General features: G+C 64.7%; 15 protein-coding genes. 10 read left to right on the top strand and 5 right to left on the bottom strand.

Annotation, left to right across the window (positions count from 1 at the left end; all coding sequences use genetic code 11):
* The first annotated feature begins 46 nt into the window (after positions 1 to 46).
* Both BUQ73_RS11555 and BUQ73_RS11550 read left to right on the top strand, forming a co-directional pair.
* Positions 47 to 1,378 (top strand): MFS transporter, encoded by a 1,332-nt coding sequence (locus tag BUQ73_RS11555; RefSeq protein WP_079228048.1) that lies wholly within the window; start codon positions 47 to 49, stop codon positions 1,376 to 1,378.
* A 191-nt stretch (positions 1,379 to 1,569) separates the two neighbouring features.
* Positions 1,570 to 2,202 (top strand): hypothetical protein, encoded by a 633-nt coding sequence (locus tag BUQ73_RS11550; RefSeq protein ID WP_079228047.1) that lies wholly within the window; start codon positions 1,570 to 1,572, stop codon positions 2,200 to 2,202.
* 3 nt (positions 2,203 to 2,205) lie between these two features.
* On the opposite strand, the gene BUQ73_RS11545 is transcribed toward BUQ73_RS11550, so the two are convergent.
* Positions 2,206 to 3,081 carry an AEC family transporter gene (locus BUQ73_RS11545; protein ID WP_079228046.1) on the bottom strand — a complete coding sequence of 292 codons (876 nt, stop codon included), beginning with the start codon at positions 3,079 to 3,081 and terminating at the stop codon, positions 2,206 to 2,208.
* 518 nt (positions 3,082 to 3,599) lie between these two features.
* Between BUQ73_RS11545 and BUQ73_RS11540 the strand changes: the two genes are divergently transcribed.
* The 3 genes from BUQ73_RS11540 to BUQ73_RS11530 all read left to right on the top strand — a co-directional run bounded on the left by BUQ73_RS11540 (position 3,600) and on the right by BUQ73_RS11530 (position 5,916).
* Positions 3,600 to 4,898, top strand: coding sequence for an MFS transporter (locus BUQ73_RS11540; RefSeq protein WP_079228045.1), 1,299 nt, complete (start codon positions 3,600 to 3,602; stop codon positions 4,896 to 4,898).
* Between the two features lie 112 nt (positions 4,899 to 5,010).
* A complete protein-coding gene (locus BUQ73_RS11535; protein ID WP_027919001.1) occupies positions 5,011 to 5,316 on the top strand; it encodes a hypothetical protein in 306 nt (101 codons plus the stop codon).
* 48 nt (positions 5,317 to 5,364) lie between these two features.
* Entirely contained in the window at positions 5,365 to 5,916 is a 552-nt protein-coding gene (locus BUQ73_RS11530; protein ID WP_079228044.1) for a YbhB/YbcL family Raf kinase inhibitor-like protein, read from the top strand.
* A gap of 149 nt (positions 5,917 to 6,065) precedes the next feature.
* Here the strand turns inward: BUQ73_RS11530 and BUQ73_RS11525 are convergent, their stop codons facing one another.
* Positions 6,066 to 6,998: a LysR family transcriptional regulator gene (locus BUQ73_RS11525; protein WP_079228043.1), complete on the bottom strand. Its 933-nt coding sequence runs from the start codon at positions 6,996 to 6,998 to the stop codon at positions 6,066 to 6,068.
* A 125-nt stretch (positions 6,999 to 7,123) separates the two neighbouring features.
* On the opposite strand from BUQ73_RS11525, the gene BUQ73_RS11520 reads away from it, so the two are divergent.
* Entirely contained in the window at positions 7,124 to 7,384 is a 261-nt protein-coding gene (locus BUQ73_RS11520; RefSeq protein ID WP_079228042.1) for a DUF2790 domain-containing protein, read from the top strand.
* A gap of 1 nt (position 7,385) precedes the next feature.
* Here BUQ73_RS11520 and BUQ73_RS11515 read toward each other — a convergent pair whose 3' ends face one another.
* Complete coding sequence (locus tag BUQ73_RS11515) at positions 7,386 to 8,081, bottom strand: tRNA (adenine(22)-N(1))-methyltransferase (RefSeq protein ID WP_079230538.1); 696 nt, start codon at positions 8,079 to 8,081, stop codon at positions 7,386 to 7,388.
* Positions 8,082 to 8,221: 140 nt separating this feature from the next.
* Here BUQ73_RS11515 and BUQ73_RS11510 point away from each other — a divergent pair, with 140 nt between their 5' ends.
* The 3 genes from BUQ73_RS11510 to BUQ73_RS11500 all read left to right on the top strand — a co-directional run bounded on the left by BUQ73_RS11510 (position 8,222) and on the right by BUQ73_RS11500 (position 12,908).
* A complete protein-coding gene (locus BUQ73_RS11510; RefSeq protein ID WP_079228041.1) occupies positions 8,222 to 8,581 on the top strand; it encodes a RidA family protein in 360 nt (119 codons plus the stop codon).
* 76 nt (positions 8,582 to 8,657) lie between these two features.
* Complete coding sequence (locus BUQ73_RS11505; protein ID WP_079228040.1) at positions 8,658 to 10,760, top strand: TonB-dependent receptor family protein; 2,103 nt, start codon at positions 8,658 to 8,660, stop codon at positions 10,758 to 10,760.
* A 147-nt stretch (positions 10,761 to 10,907) separates the two neighbouring features.
* Complete coding sequence (locus BUQ73_RS11500) at positions 10,908 to 12,908, top strand: peptidase U32 family protein (protein ID WP_079228039.1); 2,001 nt, start codon at positions 10,908 to 10,910, stop codon at positions 12,906 to 12,908.
* Between the two features lie 111 nt (positions 12,909 to 13,019).
* Here BUQ73_RS11500 and BUQ73_RS11495 read toward each other — a convergent pair whose 3' ends face one another.
* Both BUQ73_RS11495 and BUQ73_RS11490 read right to left on the bottom strand, forming a co-directional pair.
* Positions 13,020 to 14,414, bottom strand: coding sequence for an aspartate aminotransferase family protein (locus BUQ73_RS11495; RefSeq protein WP_027919009.1), 1,395 nt, complete (start codon positions 14,412 to 14,414; stop codon positions 13,020 to 13,022).
* Between the two features lie 85 nt (positions 14,415 to 14,499).
* Entirely contained in the window at positions 14,500 to 15,348 is an 849-nt protein-coding gene (locus BUQ73_RS11490) for a helix-turn-helix transcriptional regulator (protein WP_027919010.1), read from the bottom strand.
* Positions 15,349 to 15,598: 250 nt separating this feature from the next.
* Between BUQ73_RS11490 and fni the strand changes: the two genes are divergently transcribed.
* A complete protein-coding gene (gene fni, locus BUQ73_RS11485) occupies positions 15,599 to 16,645 on the top strand; it encodes a type 2 isopentenyl-diphosphate Delta-isomerase (protein ID WP_079228038.1) in 1,047 nt (348 codons plus the stop codon).
* The last annotated feature ends 15 nt before the right edge of the window (positions 16,646 to 16,660 follow it).

Here is a 16,660-nt window from a genome sequence, read left to right as displayed (position 1 = left end):
AGAACAATAGGGCCGCCCACGTCGCGGCCCGACTGGAGAACACACAATGAGTCTTTCCGCCCTGCACACGGCTGCCGATGGCACCGCCGACAGCGAAAAAGCCCTGGTACGCAAGGTCGCCTGGCGGTTGATGCCGCTGATCATGGTCTGCTACCTGTTCGCCTTCTTCGACCGCATCAACATCAGCTTCGCCAAGTTCCAGCTGCAGACCGACCTGGGCTTCAGCGACACCGCCTATGGCCTTGGCGCCAGCCTGTTCGTGGTCGGCTATGTGCTGTTCGAGGTGCCCAGCAACCTGATGCTGTACAAGGTCGGCGCACGCCGCTGGATTGCCCGCATCATGATTTCCTGGGGGCTGGCCACGGCCGCGATGGTGTTCGTGAGCAACGAGTGGCAGTTCTATGCGCTGCGCTTCATCATCGGCGCCATGGAGGCCGGCTTCGCCCCGGGTGTGCTGTACTACCTGACGCTGTGGTTCCCCAGCCACTACCGGGGCCGCATCACCTCGTTGCTGTTCCTCGCCTCGGCCTTCGCCGGGCTGTTCGGTGCACCGTTCTCGGGCCTGATCCTCGGCCACCTCGACGGAGCCTTGCAACTGCGTGGCTGGCATTGGCTGTTCCTGCTCGGCGGCCTGCCTTGCGTGGCCCTTGGCCTGCTGGTTCTGACCCGGCTCAAAGACCGCATCGAGGACGCCGGCTGGCTGAACCAGGCGGAAAAGCAGCTGCTGCTGTCGCGCATCGACCCGTCGCAGGCCGCCCATGGCCAAGGATCGTTGCTGCAGGCCATCCGCATTCCGGGTTTCCTGACCCTGGGGCTGATCTACTTCCTGATCCAGATTGCATCCTATGGCCTGAACTTCTGGGCGCCGCAACTGATCCGCAGTGCTGGTACCGAGAACCCGTCGATGATCGGCCTGCTGACGGCCATCCCCTACATCTGCGGCGCCATTGCCATGGTCGTGTGCGGGCGCCTGTCGGATGCCACGGGCGAACGGCGCTGGTTCACCGCCGGGCTGATCTCGCTGGGCGCGCTGGGCTTCCTTTGCGCCGGGCTGTTCGATGACAACACGCCGTTGCTGCTGGTGTCCCTCGGCCTGCTGGGCGCAGGTGTGGTGGCATCGATCCCGAGCTTCTGGGCATTGCCACCGAAACTGCTGGCCGGGGCTGGCGCCGGTGCAGCCGGGGGCATCGCCTTGATCAATACCTTGGGCCAACTGGGCGGTATCGTCAGCCCGGTACTGGTGGGCCGCATCCGTGACCTGACCGGCACCACCACACCGGCGCTGTACCTGATTGCCGGCGCCTGCGTGGTGACGGCGCTGCTGGTACTGTTCGCCCTGCCAGAGAAACTGCGCACACGGGATGTACCGAACCGTTGAGGCCCTTTCGCGGGCAGCCCGCCCCTACAGGAAAAGCAGTACCTGTGGGGCGGGCGTGCCCGCGAAAAAGCCGACACGGGTTTGAACTGTGAACCCGTTCGAGATGCCGTCTTGCCACGATTGCGCCGCTCTAGGCCGTGGGTTCTAATGCCCGACCCCGGCTTAACTTCGCCATCCAAGGACGCTTGAACATGTACAGGAAGATCGTACCGCTGGCGCTGCTGGCCACCCTGGCCGGCTGCTCGGACACCAAGGACGCCAGCGAGGCCAACTTCCACAAGGCGGCCCAGGCCTACCTCGACACGCAATACCCCCACTGCTTCGTGGTCACCGATTTCCCCACCAAGACCCAGGACTTCGACGTCACCGGCACCAACAAGGCGCTGCATGCCCTGGCCAGGGTCGGTATCGTCAGCGAGCAGGAAATCTCCCGCGTCGAAGTGCCGGAACGCCTGTGGCAGCCGGCCCGCACCGATATCTACTATGCCTACGACCTTACCGATGAGGGTCGCAAGTACTACAAGGCCAATGCCCAGAAGATGCTCAACGGCAAGACCCTCGGCGGGCTGTGCTTCGGCAAGGCCGAGGTGACGGCGATCGAGCAGTTCAGCGAACCGGGGCAGATGATGGGCCACACCGTTGCCGATGTGACCTACGCCTACAAGATCACCGGCTTGCCGGACTGGGCGGCCAATGACGAAGTCAGGGCCAACATCCGTGACCTGGGCAATGCCGTGGCGACCCTTGAAACACCGGCCCGGGAAAAGCGGGTAATGGTGCTGACCAACAATGGCTGGGTGCACGAACGCTTGTTCGACAAGTAAGGTTTATAGCCACCAGGCCAGAACCACCGGCAGCCAGAGGAACGACAGCACGGTCGAACACATCACCAGGTTCGCCACCTGCTCCGGCTGCCGGTTGGCGCGCACCGCCATCAGGTAATTGAACACCGCGACCGGCATCGCCGACTGCACCATCAGCACTGCCCGCTCCATGGTCTCCATGCCCAGGGCAGCGCCCACCGCCCAACCCACCGCCGCACCCAGCACGATGCGCACACCGCCCAGCAGCAGGCCGCCGCCGATATGCTGCGGGCGGATGCTGGCCAGCGACACGCCCAGGGTCAGCAGCATCAGGGGGATCGACATGCCGCCCAGCAGGTCGGCGGTGTTGGCCAGCCAGCGCGGCAGCTCGAAGTCGAGGAAGATGATCGGCATGGCGCCGGCCAGGCTGATGACGATCGGGTTGCGCAGCAAGGCCTTGAACGAGGCGACCGTGCCAGAAATGGCCATGCCCAGGGTGAACTGCACGATCGACAAGGTCAGGAAGAACGCCACCGCCAGGGCCAGGCCATGCTCGCCGAAGGCATATAGGCTGATCGGCAGGCCCATGTTGCCGGTGTTGGGGAACATGAATGCCGGCAGCAACACCCGCCAGTGCTGGCCCGAGACGCGGCACACCAGCAGCCCGGCCACGGCCATGCCCACGGTGCACAGCAGGCAGGCCAAGGCCATGCTGGTGAACGCCGTGGCGTCCAGCTCGGTGCGGCTCAGGGTCGACAGCACCAGTGACGGTGTACCGACGGTCATGACCATGCGGGCGATGAATTCGGTGGGGTAATCGAGGCCTTTGCGGGCCCAGGCGTAGCCGATGCCGGCGACGATGAAGACCGGGGCGAGGACGGCGAACAGCGAAGCGAGCATGGGGCGGGCCTTCCTTGGTGGGAATGCCGATTATGCCGCAGCCTTGAGGAGTCTGGGGCCGCTGCGCGACCCTTTCGCGACACAAGGCCGCTCCTACAGGACGTGCGATCTCATGTAGGAGCGGCCTTGTGTCGCGAAAGGGTCGCGCAGCGGCCCCAAAGATGTCGGATCAGGGCACAAAGCTGTCGCATCCCGCCCTGCGTCGTCTCGTCGCAGGCCTTAGCCTCTTGGGCAAATCGATCACAACCCGTAGAATCGCGCTTCCTTTTCGCCCGTCGCCTTGAACGGTGGCAACCGGCAGCAACGACAGAGTCCAGGCCTGAACACATGGTGCCCATGTGAAATAGGCTCAACCGAACCCGCCCGGCCCCGCTCTTTCAGGGGCCAGCGGTTGAGTCTTGCCCAGGTCGCATCCAGCCCAGGCACACCCGTGCAGCTTTTTCGGCCCTTGATGGGTCCGTTTGGCGTGCGCGTTCGAAGAGGCGTTTTTCTGACCGCCACTCCAACTTGAGGTTTGTATGTCTCCGCGTTTGCTGGCCATGGCGCTGGCGCCCCTGCTCGGGCTGTTCATCATTGCCCTGGGCAACGGCTTCATGTCTTCTCTTACCACCCTGCGCCTGGACGCTGCCGGCGAATCGGCAACGACCATCGGTATCGTCTCGTCGACCTATTTCATCGGCCTGACCCTCGGCGCCATCTTCAACGACCGGCTGATCCTGCGCATCGGCCATATCCGCGCCTACACAAGCTTCGCCTCGCTGATCGCCGCGACCATCCTGCTGCAGGGGCTGTTCTACGACGTCACCTGGTGGTCGGTGCTGCGCCTGATCAATGGCTGGGCAGCGGTCGGTGTGTTCCTGGTGATCGAAAGCTGGCTGCTGCTGGCCGGTGACGCGAAGATCCGCGGGCGCCTGCTGGCGCTGTACATGATTGCCTTCTATGGGGCAGGTGTGATCGCCCAGGCCGGCCTTGGCGAAATCACCCACCTGGGCGACAGCGCCCCGTTCATGCTCGCCGGCATGCTCGCCGCGCTGTCGGTACTGCCGATCGTGATCCTGCCGCGGGTATCGCCACTGCTGGACCAGGTCGAGCCGCTCAAGCCACGGCAATTGCTGGGCGTGGCCCCGTCGGGGCTGGTCGGCTGCTTCGGCTCCGGTGTGGTCATTGCGGGTATCTACGCCCTGCTGCCGCTGTACCTGCAGCGCATCGGCCTGGATGTCGGCGAAGTCGGCAACATGATGGCCTGGGTGATCCTCGGCGCCATGCTGCTGCAATACCCGGTGGGGCGCTGGTCCGACCGCAAGGACCGCCAGGATGTGCTGATTGCCCTGGCCGGGCTGTGCATGGTGCTGTCGCTGGTCACGGTGTTCCTGCCTTCGGATTCGGCCCTGCTGCCGGCCATGCTGTTCCTGCTCGGTGGCGGCGTGTTCGCGCTGTACCCGGTGGCGGTCAGCCATGCTGCCGACCGGGCACCGTCCGACGCCCTGGTGCCGATGATCCAGGGCCTGCTGCTGATCAACTCGCTGGGCTCGGCCATGGCGCCGCTGGCGATTTCGCCGGCGATGACCGAATTTGGCGAAGTGGGGCTGTTCTGGGCCTTTGCCGTGGTCAACCTGGGCATGGTGTGCTTCTTCCTCTGGCGCCGCGGCAAGCGCCCGGCGGCGGAGCACCCGGCGCCGTTCACGGCATCGACCACCTTCTCGCCGACCGGCGCGGAGCTGCGGGTGACCGAGGACCTGATGCATGCGGCGCAGGAGCACCCGCCGCTGGAGCCGACCGAAGCGGCTGCGCCAACCGCGCAGCAAGACGCCAAGTAAATGCAGGGGCCGCTTATAGCGGCCCTTTTTTTGACCGCCCGTCGCCCATGGGGCACCCCAGCCCCCTCCGCCAGCCAAACGAATGACAGATCATCCTCCCAGGAGACTTGCCATGACCCGCATTCATTCGCTGTTGCTCGCCCTCGCCATGGGTATCGCCACCACCACCAGCTACGCCGCGACGGACATGACCAATACCGACAGCCACCCGAAAACCGACCAGCGCGGTGGAAAGACTGCCGGTGAAGGTAGCAGTGTCAACAACCCGGGCGGTTCCAAGGACAACGACAGCAGCGACACCGGCAGCAATACCGATGCCGCCGACGGTGCCGCTGGCGGCTCAAACAGCACCGGCGAAGCCACGGGCTCCGGTGCCGGCCACACCGGCGGCACTGCCGAAGACCAGGACAGCCGCTGACCGCTAGCTGGTCTACACTGCGGCGCTAAGCCCTGCCAAGGAATCGCCATGAACCTCAAACCCTGGCTGCTCGCCGCCTTGCTGCCCTGCTCTGCCGTGGCTGCTGGCGGCGATTCTGCCGCGCTGGCGATCAGCTCGTCGTCATTCACCGATGGCGGTGTCATTGCCCTGCAGCAGGTCGGGCCCGACCCGGCCTGTGGTGCCGGTGAGGGGCGCACGCCACAGTTGAGCTGGAAGAACTTACCCTACGGCACGCAATCGCTGGCCCTGGTGATGTTCGACCCGGACGGTGGCAAGGGCCTGGGGGTGGTGCACTGGATCGCCTACGACATCGACCCGGCGCTTGGCGCGCTGGAGGAAGGCGCCGGCTGGCAGACCAGCCAGGCACTGATCGTCGGGCGCAACTCGCACGGCACCATGACTTACCGCGGGCCTTGCCCGCCAGCTGGCGACAAGCCGCACCACTATGCACTGACCCTGATCGCTACCGACCTGCCGCTGGGCACCTTGCCCGAAGCACTGGACCGCAACGGCTTGCTGGAATTGCTGCAGGGGCATGCGCTGGGGGCGCAGAGCCTGGTTGGTCGGTACGGGCACTGACCTCCAACACTGGCAGTCATTGTGGGAGCGGCCTTGTGTCGCGATTGGGCTGCGCAGCGGCCCCAGCACCTTCTGCTCTAATGCATAGACCCCGGGGCTGCTCTGCAGCCCAATCGCGACACAAGGCCGCTCCCACAAAAGCCCTATCGTCAACGCCAGAACTGCGCGTCGTCGACAATCCGTTCGTGGCTCGCAAACAACCCCGGCAGCTGTTCCTTGAGGTAATCGATCCAGGTCCGCACCTTGGCATCCAGGTAATGCCGCGACGGGTAGATCGCATACAGCGCGCTCTCACGTAGCCGATACGGCGCCAGCAACCGCCGCAGGCGCCCCTGCTCGATGGCCTGGCTGGCGGTGTAAAACGGCAGCAGGCCAATGCCCATGCCCAGTTCGCTGGCCACCAGCATGGCATCGGCGACATTGGTCAGGAAGCTGTCACGAGGGGCGATCACGCAGTGGTCGAGCCCCTGGGGAAATACCCAGTCACCTTCATGCATCGGATAGGCCATGCGCAGGCAGCGGTGCTCGTGCAGGTCTTCCGGCCGCTCGGGCACGCCATGGCTTTCAAGGTAGCTGGGCGCCGCGCAGGGGATGCTGAAGATGGTGCCCAATGGCACGGCAATCAGCTGCGAATCAGGCAAGGCCTCATCCACGGTGATCACCACATCATGCCCCTCGGCCAGCGGGTCGGGGTTGCGCTGGGACAGCGTCAGCTCGATGGCCACTTCCGGGCACAGGGCGTTGTAGCCGGCCACCAGCGGCATCAGCAACATGCCCAGGCCGTGCGGGCAGTGCAGGCGCAAGCGGCCACGCGGGGTGAGGTGCGCGCCGCGGGCTTCATCCATGGCCTCGTCAGTCAACGCCATGATCTGCCGCGCCCGCTCCAGAAACCGCTCGCCCGCCTCGCTCATGCGCAGGCGCCGGGTGGTGCGGTGCAGCAGGCGGGTTTGCAACTGGTTCTCAAGCTCGGCAACGATCCGCGACACCTGCGCCGCTGAAATGTCGAGGGCATTGGCGGCTGCAGCAAAGCTGCCGCACTCCACCACCCGGGCAAAGGTACGCATGGCGTGCAGCATATCCATGGGGGTTTGGCTCCTTGATCGATCTTATTCGTACGTTCCAGGCAGGAATCTATCACGACTTAGCCCATTTATTGAGGATCACCAATGAATACATCATTGGTAAAACATTGAAAAAGGAGCCTGCCATGAAACGTTCGATCGCTTTTGTCGCCCTGTCTGCCGCCCTTGCGTCGTTCGGTGCCTTCGCCGATACGCCGGCCAGCCAGCCGACCGCCAGCAACTATGAGTACGGTATGCCGCTGGATGTGGCCAAGGTCATCTCGATCACCCCGGCCAGCAACGCCGCCGATTGCCAGGTCGGTACCGCGCACATGGTGTATATCGACCACCAGGGCCAGAAACGCGAAGTCGACTACCGCGAAATGGGTAACTGCTCGCAGCAGTGAATCAGGCCAGCACCGCGTTGATCCAGCCAATCTGCCGGGCGAATTCGCGCAGTTTTTCCTGCGGGATGGCATCGCGGGCACGCTCGAAGTTGGCCAGGCTTTGCTGTTTCTGACCCAGCATGCGCTGCCACTTGGTCAGGAACACCGGGCTTTTCTCACGCATCAGCACAGGGCCGAAATACAACTCCTCGGCACTGTAGGCCACCGCCTCGTCGGGTTCGGCCACGATGATCTCGTAGTCGAAACGGTTTTCCCGCAGCAATTCTTCGCTGACGATCCGGTAGCCGTTGTGCATCAGCCAGCTGCGCAGTTCGCGCTCATCGCCATTGGGCTGCAGGATCAGGCGCTCGTTGCCGTTCAGCCGCGCCTTGCCACGCTCTAGAATTTCGCACATGGTCTTGCCACCCATGCCGCACAGGCTGATGGCCGAAATGCGGTCGTGGGGCTCGATGGCCTCCAGGCCGTCGGCCAGGCGCACGGTGACGGTTTCGCTCAGGCCATTGCGGCGTACGTTGCGCAGGGCTGACGCGTAAGGCGTTTGCGCCACCTCGCCGGCCACCCCGGCTTCGATCACGCCACGCAGCGCCAGGGCCACCGGCAGGTAGCCGTGGTCCGAGCCGATATCGGCCAGGCGCGCGCCTTGCGGCACATGCGCCGCCACACGCTCCAGGCGCATCGATAATGTATGTTCGTTCAACTCCAGCCCCTTGCTCAACAATCGGCGGCGATTCTGACCGCCCGGGCGCGGCATTTCAATGCATACAGGCCCAACGGCTCGACCCTTGCGGCCTGCTCGCGTAGGCTTGCCACTTTCCTTCCGTTGCAAGGCAAACACCCATGGCAGATCTCATCTTCACACCGGATTCCGACGCTGAGTCCATTTCCTCCGACGTCGCCGAATACAACGGCATCCTTGTGACTACCCAGATTCCGGCCGATCTCGACGCCGACATCACCCAGCAGAGCGAGAGCACCCTGCAGGCCCTGAAAGACGCGCTGGAAAAAGCTGGCAGCGGCATGGACCGGGTCATGCACCTGACCATCTACCTGACCGACATGGCCGACCGCGCCGCGTTCAACGAGGTCTACCAGCGCTTCTTCAGCAAACCGTGGCCGGTGCGTGCTGCAGTTGGCGTGGCAGCGCTGGCCTACCCTGAGATGCGCGTAGAAGTCACCGCGATGGCTGCCAAACGTTAACCCGATTCGATCTGTGGTTGGGCCTTGGGGCTGCAACGCGGCCCCAGCCATTCCAACCTTCAAAGCAGGACGCTGCATGCATTACCCCCCTTTTCGCCGCAAGGCCCTGATCGCCTTGCTGCCCGGCCTGGGCCTGTGCCCGCTGGCCCAAGCCGAAACCGCCACCACCTTCAACCTGCTGGAACCGGTGGTGGTCACCGGCACCTACACGCCCAACCCAAGCTTCGACCTGCCCTACTCCATCGACACCGTCGACCGCGACCAGATCGCCGATGGCCAACTGGGCGTCAACCTGTCGGAGGCGCTCAACCGCGTACCCGGCCTGGTGGTGCAGAACCGCCAGAACTACGCCCAGGACCTGCAGATTTCCTCGCGTGGCTATGGCGCCCGCTCGGCCTTCGGCATCCGTGGCATCAAGCTGCTCAGCGACGGCATCCCGGCCAGCACCCCGGATGGCCAGGGCCAGGCGGCCTCGTTGAACCTGGACGTGGCGGACCGCATCGAAGTGCTGCGTGGCCCGGCGTCCGCCATCTACGGCAGCAATGCCGGTGGCGTGATCCAGATGTTCTCCCGTGATGGTTCCGGCCCACCCAAAGTGGGCGCCGAAACCACCTTCGGCAGCGATGGCTTCAACAAGAACCACGTCTACAGTGAAGGCGGCAGCGAGCAGGCCGGCTTCCTGGTCGATGCCTCGCGCATGGACACCGACGGCTACCGCGACCACAGTGCCGCCCGCCGCGACCAGACCTTCGCCAAGGTGCACGTGAAGCCTGACGAAGACAGCCGCCTGGCACTGATCTTCAGCACCCTGGAGCAGAACGGCACGCAAGACCCGCTCGGCCAGACCTGGGACGCCTACAAGCACGACCCGCGCTCGGTGGCGGCGCGCGCCGAGGAATACAACACGCGCAAAAGCATCCACCACCAGCAGGTGGGCATGAACTACGAGCGCTATTTCGGCGATGCGACGCTGCAGTTCAACCTGTATGCCGGCAAGCGCAGCGTCATCCAGTACCTGTCGATTCCCAAGGGCACACCCGCGAACAACCGTGGCGGTGGCGTGGTCGACTTCGACCGCGAGTTCCACGGCGGTACCCTGCGCTGGATCCAGCCGGTCAGCGCCGCCCCCGGCAACCTGACGCTGACTTTCGGTGCCGACTACGATCGCAGCCGCGACGACCGCCGTGGTTTCCAGAACTTCAGCGGCGACACCCTGGGCGTGAAAGGCGACTTGCGCCGTGATGAACAAGACACCGCCACCAGCCTTGACCCCTATGTGCAGGCACACTGGGAACTGGACCGCTGGACCGTGGATGCCGGCTTGCGCCACAGCAGCATGGAGATGGAAGTCGACGACCGCTTCCTGGCCAACGGCGATGCCAGCGGCTCGAAGAAATACCAGCGCACTACACCAACCCTGTCGGTCATGTATGCCTTCACCCCGGACCTGCACGGCTACATCAGCGCCGGCAAGGCCTTCGAGACCCCGACCCAGGCCGAAATGGCCTACGCCCCTGGGGCACTGGAAGGTTTCAACTTCGGCCTGGAACCGGCCACCAGCACCCAGTACGAACTGGGCCTGAAGATGCGCCCGGATGAACGCACGCGGATCAACGCGGCGATTTTCGAGATCCGTACCAAGGACGAAATCGTGGTCGCGGCTTCGACCGATGGCCGTACCAGCTACCGCAACGCCGGCAAGACCCTGCGCCGCGGCTTCGAGCTGAGCGTGCAGCGCGAGCTGAACGCGCATTGGCAGGCCAACCTGGCCTATACCCTGCTCGACGCCACCTATGACGAAGCTTTCACCCAAGGCACCACAACCATCGACAAGGGCAACCAGCTACCTGGCGTGCCGCGCAGCAGCCTGTTCGGCGAGCTGGTGTGGAAGCCGCGCGACGGTATCAGCATGGGGCTCGAAGGGCAGTACCGGAGCAAGGTGTACGTCGAGGACACCAACGACCAGCATGCGGCGCCGGGTTATGCGGTGTTCAACTGGCGCACGCAGTTCCAGCAGCAAGTCGGGCCGTGGACGTTCCACCAGCTGGTGCGCCTGGACAACTTGCTCGACCGGCAGTACGTGGGCTCGGTGATTGTCGGCGATGGCAATGGCCGGTACTACGAGGCGGCGCCAGGAAGGTCCTGGTATGCCGGGGCCGGGCTGGAATACCAGTTCTGACTTTTTGGGGCTGCTCTGCAGCCCTTCGCGGGCTTGCCCGCGAAAGGGCCGGCCCAGCTTGCACACCTCTGGGCACTCAAAGATGCCACCAGCCGATTTCACCGCTACAATGCCGCCCTAACCGTGACAGCCCGAACCTATAACGACATGTCCCTTCCAAAGAATCACCTGGAACTGCTCAGCCCTGCCCGTGACGTGGCCATCGCCCGCGAGGCGATCCTGCACGGCGCTGATGCCATCTACATCGGCGGCCCGAGCTTCGGCGCGCGCCACAACGCCTGCAACGAAGTCAGCGATATCGCCGAACTGGTCGAGTTCGCCCGGCGCTACCATGCACGCGTGTTCACCACCATCAACACCATCCTCCACGACAACGAGCTGGAACCGGCGCGCAAGCTGATCCACCAGCTCTACGACGCCGGCGTCGACGCGCTGATCGTGCAGGACCTGGGGGTGATGGAGCTGGATATCCCGCCGATCGAGCTGCATGCCAGCACCCAGACCGATATCCGCACCCTGGAGCGGGCCAAGTTCCTCGATCAGGCCGGTTTCTCCCAGCTGGTACTGGCGCGCGAGCTGAACCTGCAGCAGATCCGCGCCATCGCCAGCGAAACCGACGCGGCCATCGAGTTCTTCATCCACGGTGCGCTGTGCGTGGCCTTCTCCGGCCAGTGCAACATCTCCCACGCCCAGACCGGGCGCAGTGCCAACCGCGGTGACTGCTCCCAGGCCTGCCGCCTGCCGTACACCCTGAAAGACGACCAGGGCCGTGTGGTGGCGTTCGAGAAGCACCTGCTGTCGATGAAGGACAACAACCAGACCGCCAACCTGGCCGACCTGGTCGATGCCGGCGTGCGCTCGTTCAAGATCGAGGGCCGCTACAAGGACATGGGCTACGTGAAGAACATCACTGCCCACTACCGCAAGGAGCTGGATGCCATCCTCGAAGGCCGCCCGGAACTGGCCCGCGCCTCCAGCGGCCGTACCGAGCACTTCTTCCTGCCCGACCCGGACAAGACCTTCCACCGCGGCAGCACCGACTACTTCGTCACCGACCGCAAGGTCGACATCGGCGCGTTCGACTCGCCGACCTTCACCGGCCTTGCGGTCGGCGTGGTGGAGAAAGTCGGCAAGCGCGACCTGCAGGTGGTCACCGAAGTGCCGCTGACCAACGGCGACGGCCTCAACGTGCTGGTCAAGCGTGAGGTGGTTGGTTTCCGCGCCAACATCGCCGAGCCGCGTGGCGAGTTCGAGGAAGACGGCCAGAAGCGCTATCGCTACCGCGTCGAACCCAACGAAATGCCGGAAGGCCTGCACAAGCTGCGGCCGAACCACCCGCTGTCGCGCAACCTCGACCATAACTGGCAGCAGGCCCTACTGCGCACCTCGGCCGAGCGCCGGGTCGGCGTGGAATGGCATGCGGTGCTGCGCGAACAGCGCCTGATGCTGACCGTGAGCAGTGAGGAAGGCGTCAGCGTGCAGGTGGCACTGGACGGCCCGTTCGGCGTCGCCAACAAGCCACAGCAGGCACTGGACCAGTTGCATGACCTGCTCGGCCAGCTGGGCACCACGATGTACCACGCCAACAGCATCGAGCTGGATGCGCCGCAAGCGTTCTTCATCCCCAACTCGCAGCTCAAGGCCCTGCGCCGTGAAGCCATCGACGCGCTGACCGCAGCCCGTGTGCAGGCGCACCCACGCGGTGCGCGCAAGGCCGAGACCACGCCGCCACCGGTGTACCCGGAATCGCACCTGTCGTTCCTGGCGAACGTCTACAACCAGAAGGCCCGCGACTTCTACCACCGCCATGGCGTGCAACTGATCGACGCGGCGTACGAAGCCCACGAGGAGCACGGCGAAGTGCCGGTGATGATCACCAAGCACTGCCTGCGCTTCTCGTTCAACCTGTGCCCCAAGCAGGCCAAGGGCGTGACCGGCGTGCGTACCAAGGTGGCACCGATGCAGCTGATTCAGGGCGATGAAGTGCTGACCCTGAAGTTCGACTGCAAGCCGTGCGAGATGCATGTGATCGGCAAGATGAAGAACCACATCATCGACCTGCCGACACCGGGAAGCGCGGTGGCCCAGGTGGTTGGCCATATCAGCCCGGAAGATCTGCTCAAGACCATTCCCCGCGCCCCACACTGATGTTCAGTCCGTGAGGCCCATTCGCGGCTAAAGCCGCTCCTACAGACGGCGCAATACCTGTAGGAGCGGCTTCAGCCGCGAAAGGGCCGCTCAGCGGCCCCGCTTTTTGTCTCAGAGAATCCCCAACCCGCGCGCCGTGCGGTCCACCGCAATCCGGGTCTTCTCCACCAGCTCGTCCAGCTCGCTATGGTTGGCCACCAACGCCGGCGCCATGATCATCCGCCCCAGGGTCGAACGAATGATCACCCCTTCCTCGAAGCCATAAGTGCGGCACTGCCAGGCCAGGTCGTTTTCGTTGGCATAGCGCTTGCGGCTGCCCTTGTCTTCGGCGAACTGCAGCGCCGCCACCAGGCCGGCGCCTTGCACCTGGCCGATCAGCGGGTGGTTGGCGAACACTTCGCGCAGGATGCGCTGCAGGTACGGCCCGGTGTCTTCCTTGACCTGGCGCACGATGCCTTCATCGCGCAGCGCCTTGAGGTTGGCGATGGCCACTGCGGCCGCCACCGGGTGCCCGGAGTAGGTCAGGCCGTGGGCAAACACCCCACCCCGCTCGACCAGTGCCTCGGCAATGCGCTTGCTCAGCACCAGGCCACCCATCGGCACGTAACCCGAAGTCAGGCCCTTGGCGATCGACAGGGTGTCCGGCTCGAAGCCGAAGTATTCGTGGGCGAACCACTCGCCAGTGCGGCCAAAACCACCGATCACTTCGTCGGCACACAGCAGCACGTCGTACTGGCGGCAGATGCGCTGGATTTCCGGCCAGTAGCTTTCTGGCGGGAAGATCATGCCACCCGCGCCCTGGAACGGCTCGGCGATAAAGCCGGCGACGTTCTCGGCACCCAGTTCGAGGATCTTCTCTTCCAGCTGCAGGGCGCAACGGCGACCGAACTCGGCCGGGGTCAGGTCGCCGCCTGCGGCGTACCAGTACGGCTCGTCGATGTGCGCCACATCCGGGATCATGCCGCCCATCTCATGCATGAACTTCATGCCGCCGAGCGCAGTGGCTGCCAGTGTCGAGCCGTGGTAGCCGTTCCAGCGGCCGATCATGATCTTCTTGCTCGGCTGGCCAACCACCTGCCAGTAGCGGCGCACGGTGCGGATCAGCACCTCGTTGGCCTCGGAGCCGGAGTTGGTGTAGATGGCATGGCTGTAGTGGCCTGGCAGCAGGCTGAACAACAGCTCGGAGAGTTCGATCACCGCCGGGTGGGTGGTGTGGAAGAACATGTTGTAGTAGGCCAGCTGGTCCATCTGCGTGGCGGCGGCGGCAGTCAGGTCCTTGCGGCCGTAACCGAGCTGGGTGCACCACAGGCCCGACATGCCGTCCAGGTAGCGCTTGCCGTCGCTGTCCCACAGGTGCAGGCGCTCGCCACCGACGATCACGCGCGGGCCTTCGGCGTTCAGCGCCTTCTGGTCGAGGAAGGCGTGGATGTGGTGCGCGGCGTCGCCGGCCTGGTAGTCACGGGTATCGCGCTGGGCTTGCAGCTTGGCTTGGAACGGTGCGTTCATTGTTGTTCTCCAGGGTAAAACGCGGCGTGCAGTTGTCCCTGCCAGACCGCTGACAGTAAAAATCGGGTGGGGTGAAGCGGCGCGTTCAGCGCCTTCGCAGGTAGCTTTCCAGCGGGTCTTTGCTCAGGCCTTCCTGCGCCTGGGCGAGCGAGTCGATGAACAGCGAAAACAGTTCGGACTGCTTGGCGATATCGAGCTTGGTGTACAGGTTCTTGCGGTGGGTCTTGACCGTGTCCTCGCTGATGCCCAGGCGCTCGGCCAGGGAACGGGTCGAGTGGCCGCGCAGCAGGTACTGGGCGATACGGCACTCGCGCTCGGTGAGCAAGGAGGAACCGAAGTTGTTCAGCGCGGCGTTGATCTGCCGGCCCAGGGCGCTCTCGAAACGCCCGCCGATGGCGTCGACATCAAGGTGGCTCCACTGCCGCCGCACGGTGGCCACGACCCACGGGGCCACACACTTGAGGTCGTTGACCTGCTGACGGTCCAGGCGGCGGGTGCTGGCCAGGGCCACGGCGATAGTCAGGTGCTCGTCAAGCGGCACGATGAAGTTGAGTTCGTCTTCCAGGTGGGCGTGCTGGTAGAACGCCAGGTAGTACTCGCTGCGCTTGAAGTGGTCGGGGGCGACGTCACTGAGGCGGTAGCAACCGGGGGCGATGCCGTCCATGCAGGCGCGGTAGAACGGGCACAGCAGGTAGTAGCCTTCGAGGTACTTGTGGATGTTGCCTTCTGGCAGCCAGGGGCCTTCCTCGTCCTTTTCGAACAGCGCCGAGGGCAACCCCTTGCGTGGATAGAGGAACACGGTGATGGCCTGGCATGGCGCAATCAGCTTGAGTGCGGCGAACAGCGCCTCGACAAAGCCGGGCGAGCCCTGAGCATCGACGACACGGGCCATCTGCGCGTACCAGTCGGGCGATTTCAGCCGGTCTTTGCTCATTGTCGTGGTCCCATGCCGGGGTTGTTGTGGTTGGGATTCTTGCATGGGGCCGTGGTGCAGGCCATCACCCTTCGGGGTGAGGGAGGATTGGGTTGGGGCTGCAAGAATATCGGCGAGCACCTTACGCCTCGCTGCGGCCCGCAAAGGAACCGGTAGCATGCGCTACTGCCTGATGTTGTACCGATTTTCAGCTTATCTATACGAGACAAACCGCGCTGTACAACTGCTGCCCCCTCGAAATGGAGCCGGCATGAAGAAAAGCCCGCTAAGTCAACGCAAGGACGACCACCTGGATATCGTGCTGACCGCCGGCACCACCACGCATGGCGTTGACCCCGGCTGGTCGGCGCTGCGCTTCGAGCACTGCGCGTTACCGGAAATGGCCCTGGACGATATCGACCTGAGCACCGAGCTGTTCGGCTGCGCCCTGCTCGCCCCGCTGCTGATCAGCTCGATGACCGGTGGCGCCGAACGCGCACGCTTCATCAACCAGCATCTCGCCGAAGCTGCCCAGGCACTCGGCATCGCCATGGGCGTGGGCTCGCAACGCGTCAGCCTGCGCAGTGGCCAGGACCAGGGCCTGACCAGCGAGCTGCGACGCCTGGCACCGGATGTGCCGCTACTGGCCAATCTCGGCGCCGCACAGTTACGAGAGCCGGATGGCCTGGACCTGGCACGCCGCGCCGTCGACACCCTGCAAGCCAATGCCCTGATCATCCACCTCAACCCACTGCAGGAAGCCGTACAGCCAGAAGGCGACCGTAACTGGCGCGGCGTGCTCGAACGCATCGAAACCCTGGCCGCTCAGTTGCCGGCACCGGTGATTGCCAAGGAAGTCGGTGCCGGCATATCACCCAGCGTGGCGCGCATGCTGTGTGATGCCGGCGTAGCCATGGTCGATATCGCCGGCGCTGGCGGCACCAGCTGGGCTGCGGTGGAAGCCGAACGCGCCGGCAACGCCGCCGAGCGCGAGGTCGCCCTGGCGTTTGCCGACTGGGGCATCCCGACCGCACACTGTCTGCTGGCAGTACGCCGCGCCGTGCCGGAAATCGGCCTGATCGCCTCCGGAGGTGTGGCCAACGGCGTCGATGCCGCCAAGGCCATTCGCCTGGGTGCCGACCTGGTAGGCCAGGCCGCCAACGTACTGAATGCAGCCGTGACCTCCACCCAGGCCGTGGTGGAGCATTTCGATATTCTCCTGCGCCAGTTGCGCATCGCCTGCTTCTGTACCGGCTCGCGCAACCTTGCGCAACTGCGCCGGGCACGCTTGCTGGCAAACAACCTGCCGCCGCCATGAGGCTCGTTGCTGTGG

It is taken from the genome of Pseudomonas putida (assembly GCF_002025705.1).
Taxonomy (GTDB): Bacteria; Pseudomonadota; Gammaproteobacteria; order Pseudomonadales; family Pseudomonadaceae; genus Aquipseudomonas; species Aquipseudomonas putida_J.
Note: the sequence above shows the minus strand (reverse complement) of the source record. Positions and strands in the feature narration are given on the sequence as shown.

Coding starts and splice junctions, on each gene's coding strand:
- BUQ73_RS11510 (WP_079228041.1), top strand. CDS start 8,222: ATGGCAGATCTCATCTTCACACCGGATTCCGACGCTGAGTCCATTTCC.
- BUQ73_RS11505 (WP_079228040.1), top strand. CDS start 8,658: ATGCATTACCCCCCTTTTCGCCGCAAGGCCCTGATCGCCTTGCTGCCC.
- BUQ73_RS11550 (WP_079228047.1), top strand. CDS start 1,570: ATGTACAGGAAGATCGTACCGCTGGCGCTGCTGGCCACCCTGGCCGGC.
- BUQ73_RS11500 (WP_079228039.1), top strand. CDS start 10,908: ATGTCCCTTCCAAAGAATCACCTGGAACTGCTCAGCCCTGCCCGTGAC.
- BUQ73_RS11545 (WP_079228046.1), bottom strand. CDS start 3,081: ATGCTCGCTTCGCTGTTCGCCGTCCTCGCCCCGGTCTTCATCGTCGCC.
- BUQ73_RS11530 (WP_079228044.1), top strand. CDS start 5,365: ATGAACCTCAAACCCTGGCTGCTCGCCGCCTTGCTGCCCTGCTCTGCC.
- BUQ73_RS11525 (WP_079228043.1), bottom strand. CDS start 6,998: ATGGATATGCTGCACGCCATGCGTACCTTTGCCCGGGTGGTGGAGTGC.
- BUQ73_RS11540 (WP_079228045.1), top strand. CDS start 3,600: ATGTCTCCGCGTTTGCTGGCCATGGCGCTGGCGCCCCTGCTCGGGCTG.
- BUQ73_RS11490 (WP_027919010.1), bottom strand. CDS start 15,348: ATGAGCAAAGACCGGCTGAAATCGCCCGACTGGTACGCGCAGATGGCC.
- BUQ73_RS11520 (WP_079228042.1), top strand. CDS start 7,124: ATGAAACGTTCGATCGCTTTTGTCGCCCTGTCTGCCGCCCTTGCGTCG.
- BUQ73_RS11535 (WP_027919001.1), top strand. CDS start 5,011: ATGACCCGCATTCATTCGCTGTTGCTCGCCCTCGCCATGGGTATCGCC.
- fni (WP_079228038.1), top strand. CDS start 15,599: ATGAAGAAAAGCCCGCTAAGTCAACGCAAGGACGACCACCTGGATATC.
- BUQ73_RS11495 (WP_027919009.1), bottom strand. CDS start 14,414: ATGAACGCACCGTTCCAAGCCAAGCTGCAAGCCCAGCGCGATACCCGT.
- BUQ73_RS11555 (WP_079228048.1), top strand. CDS start 47: ATGAGTCTTTCCGCCCTGCACACGGCTGCCGATGGCACCGCCGACAGC.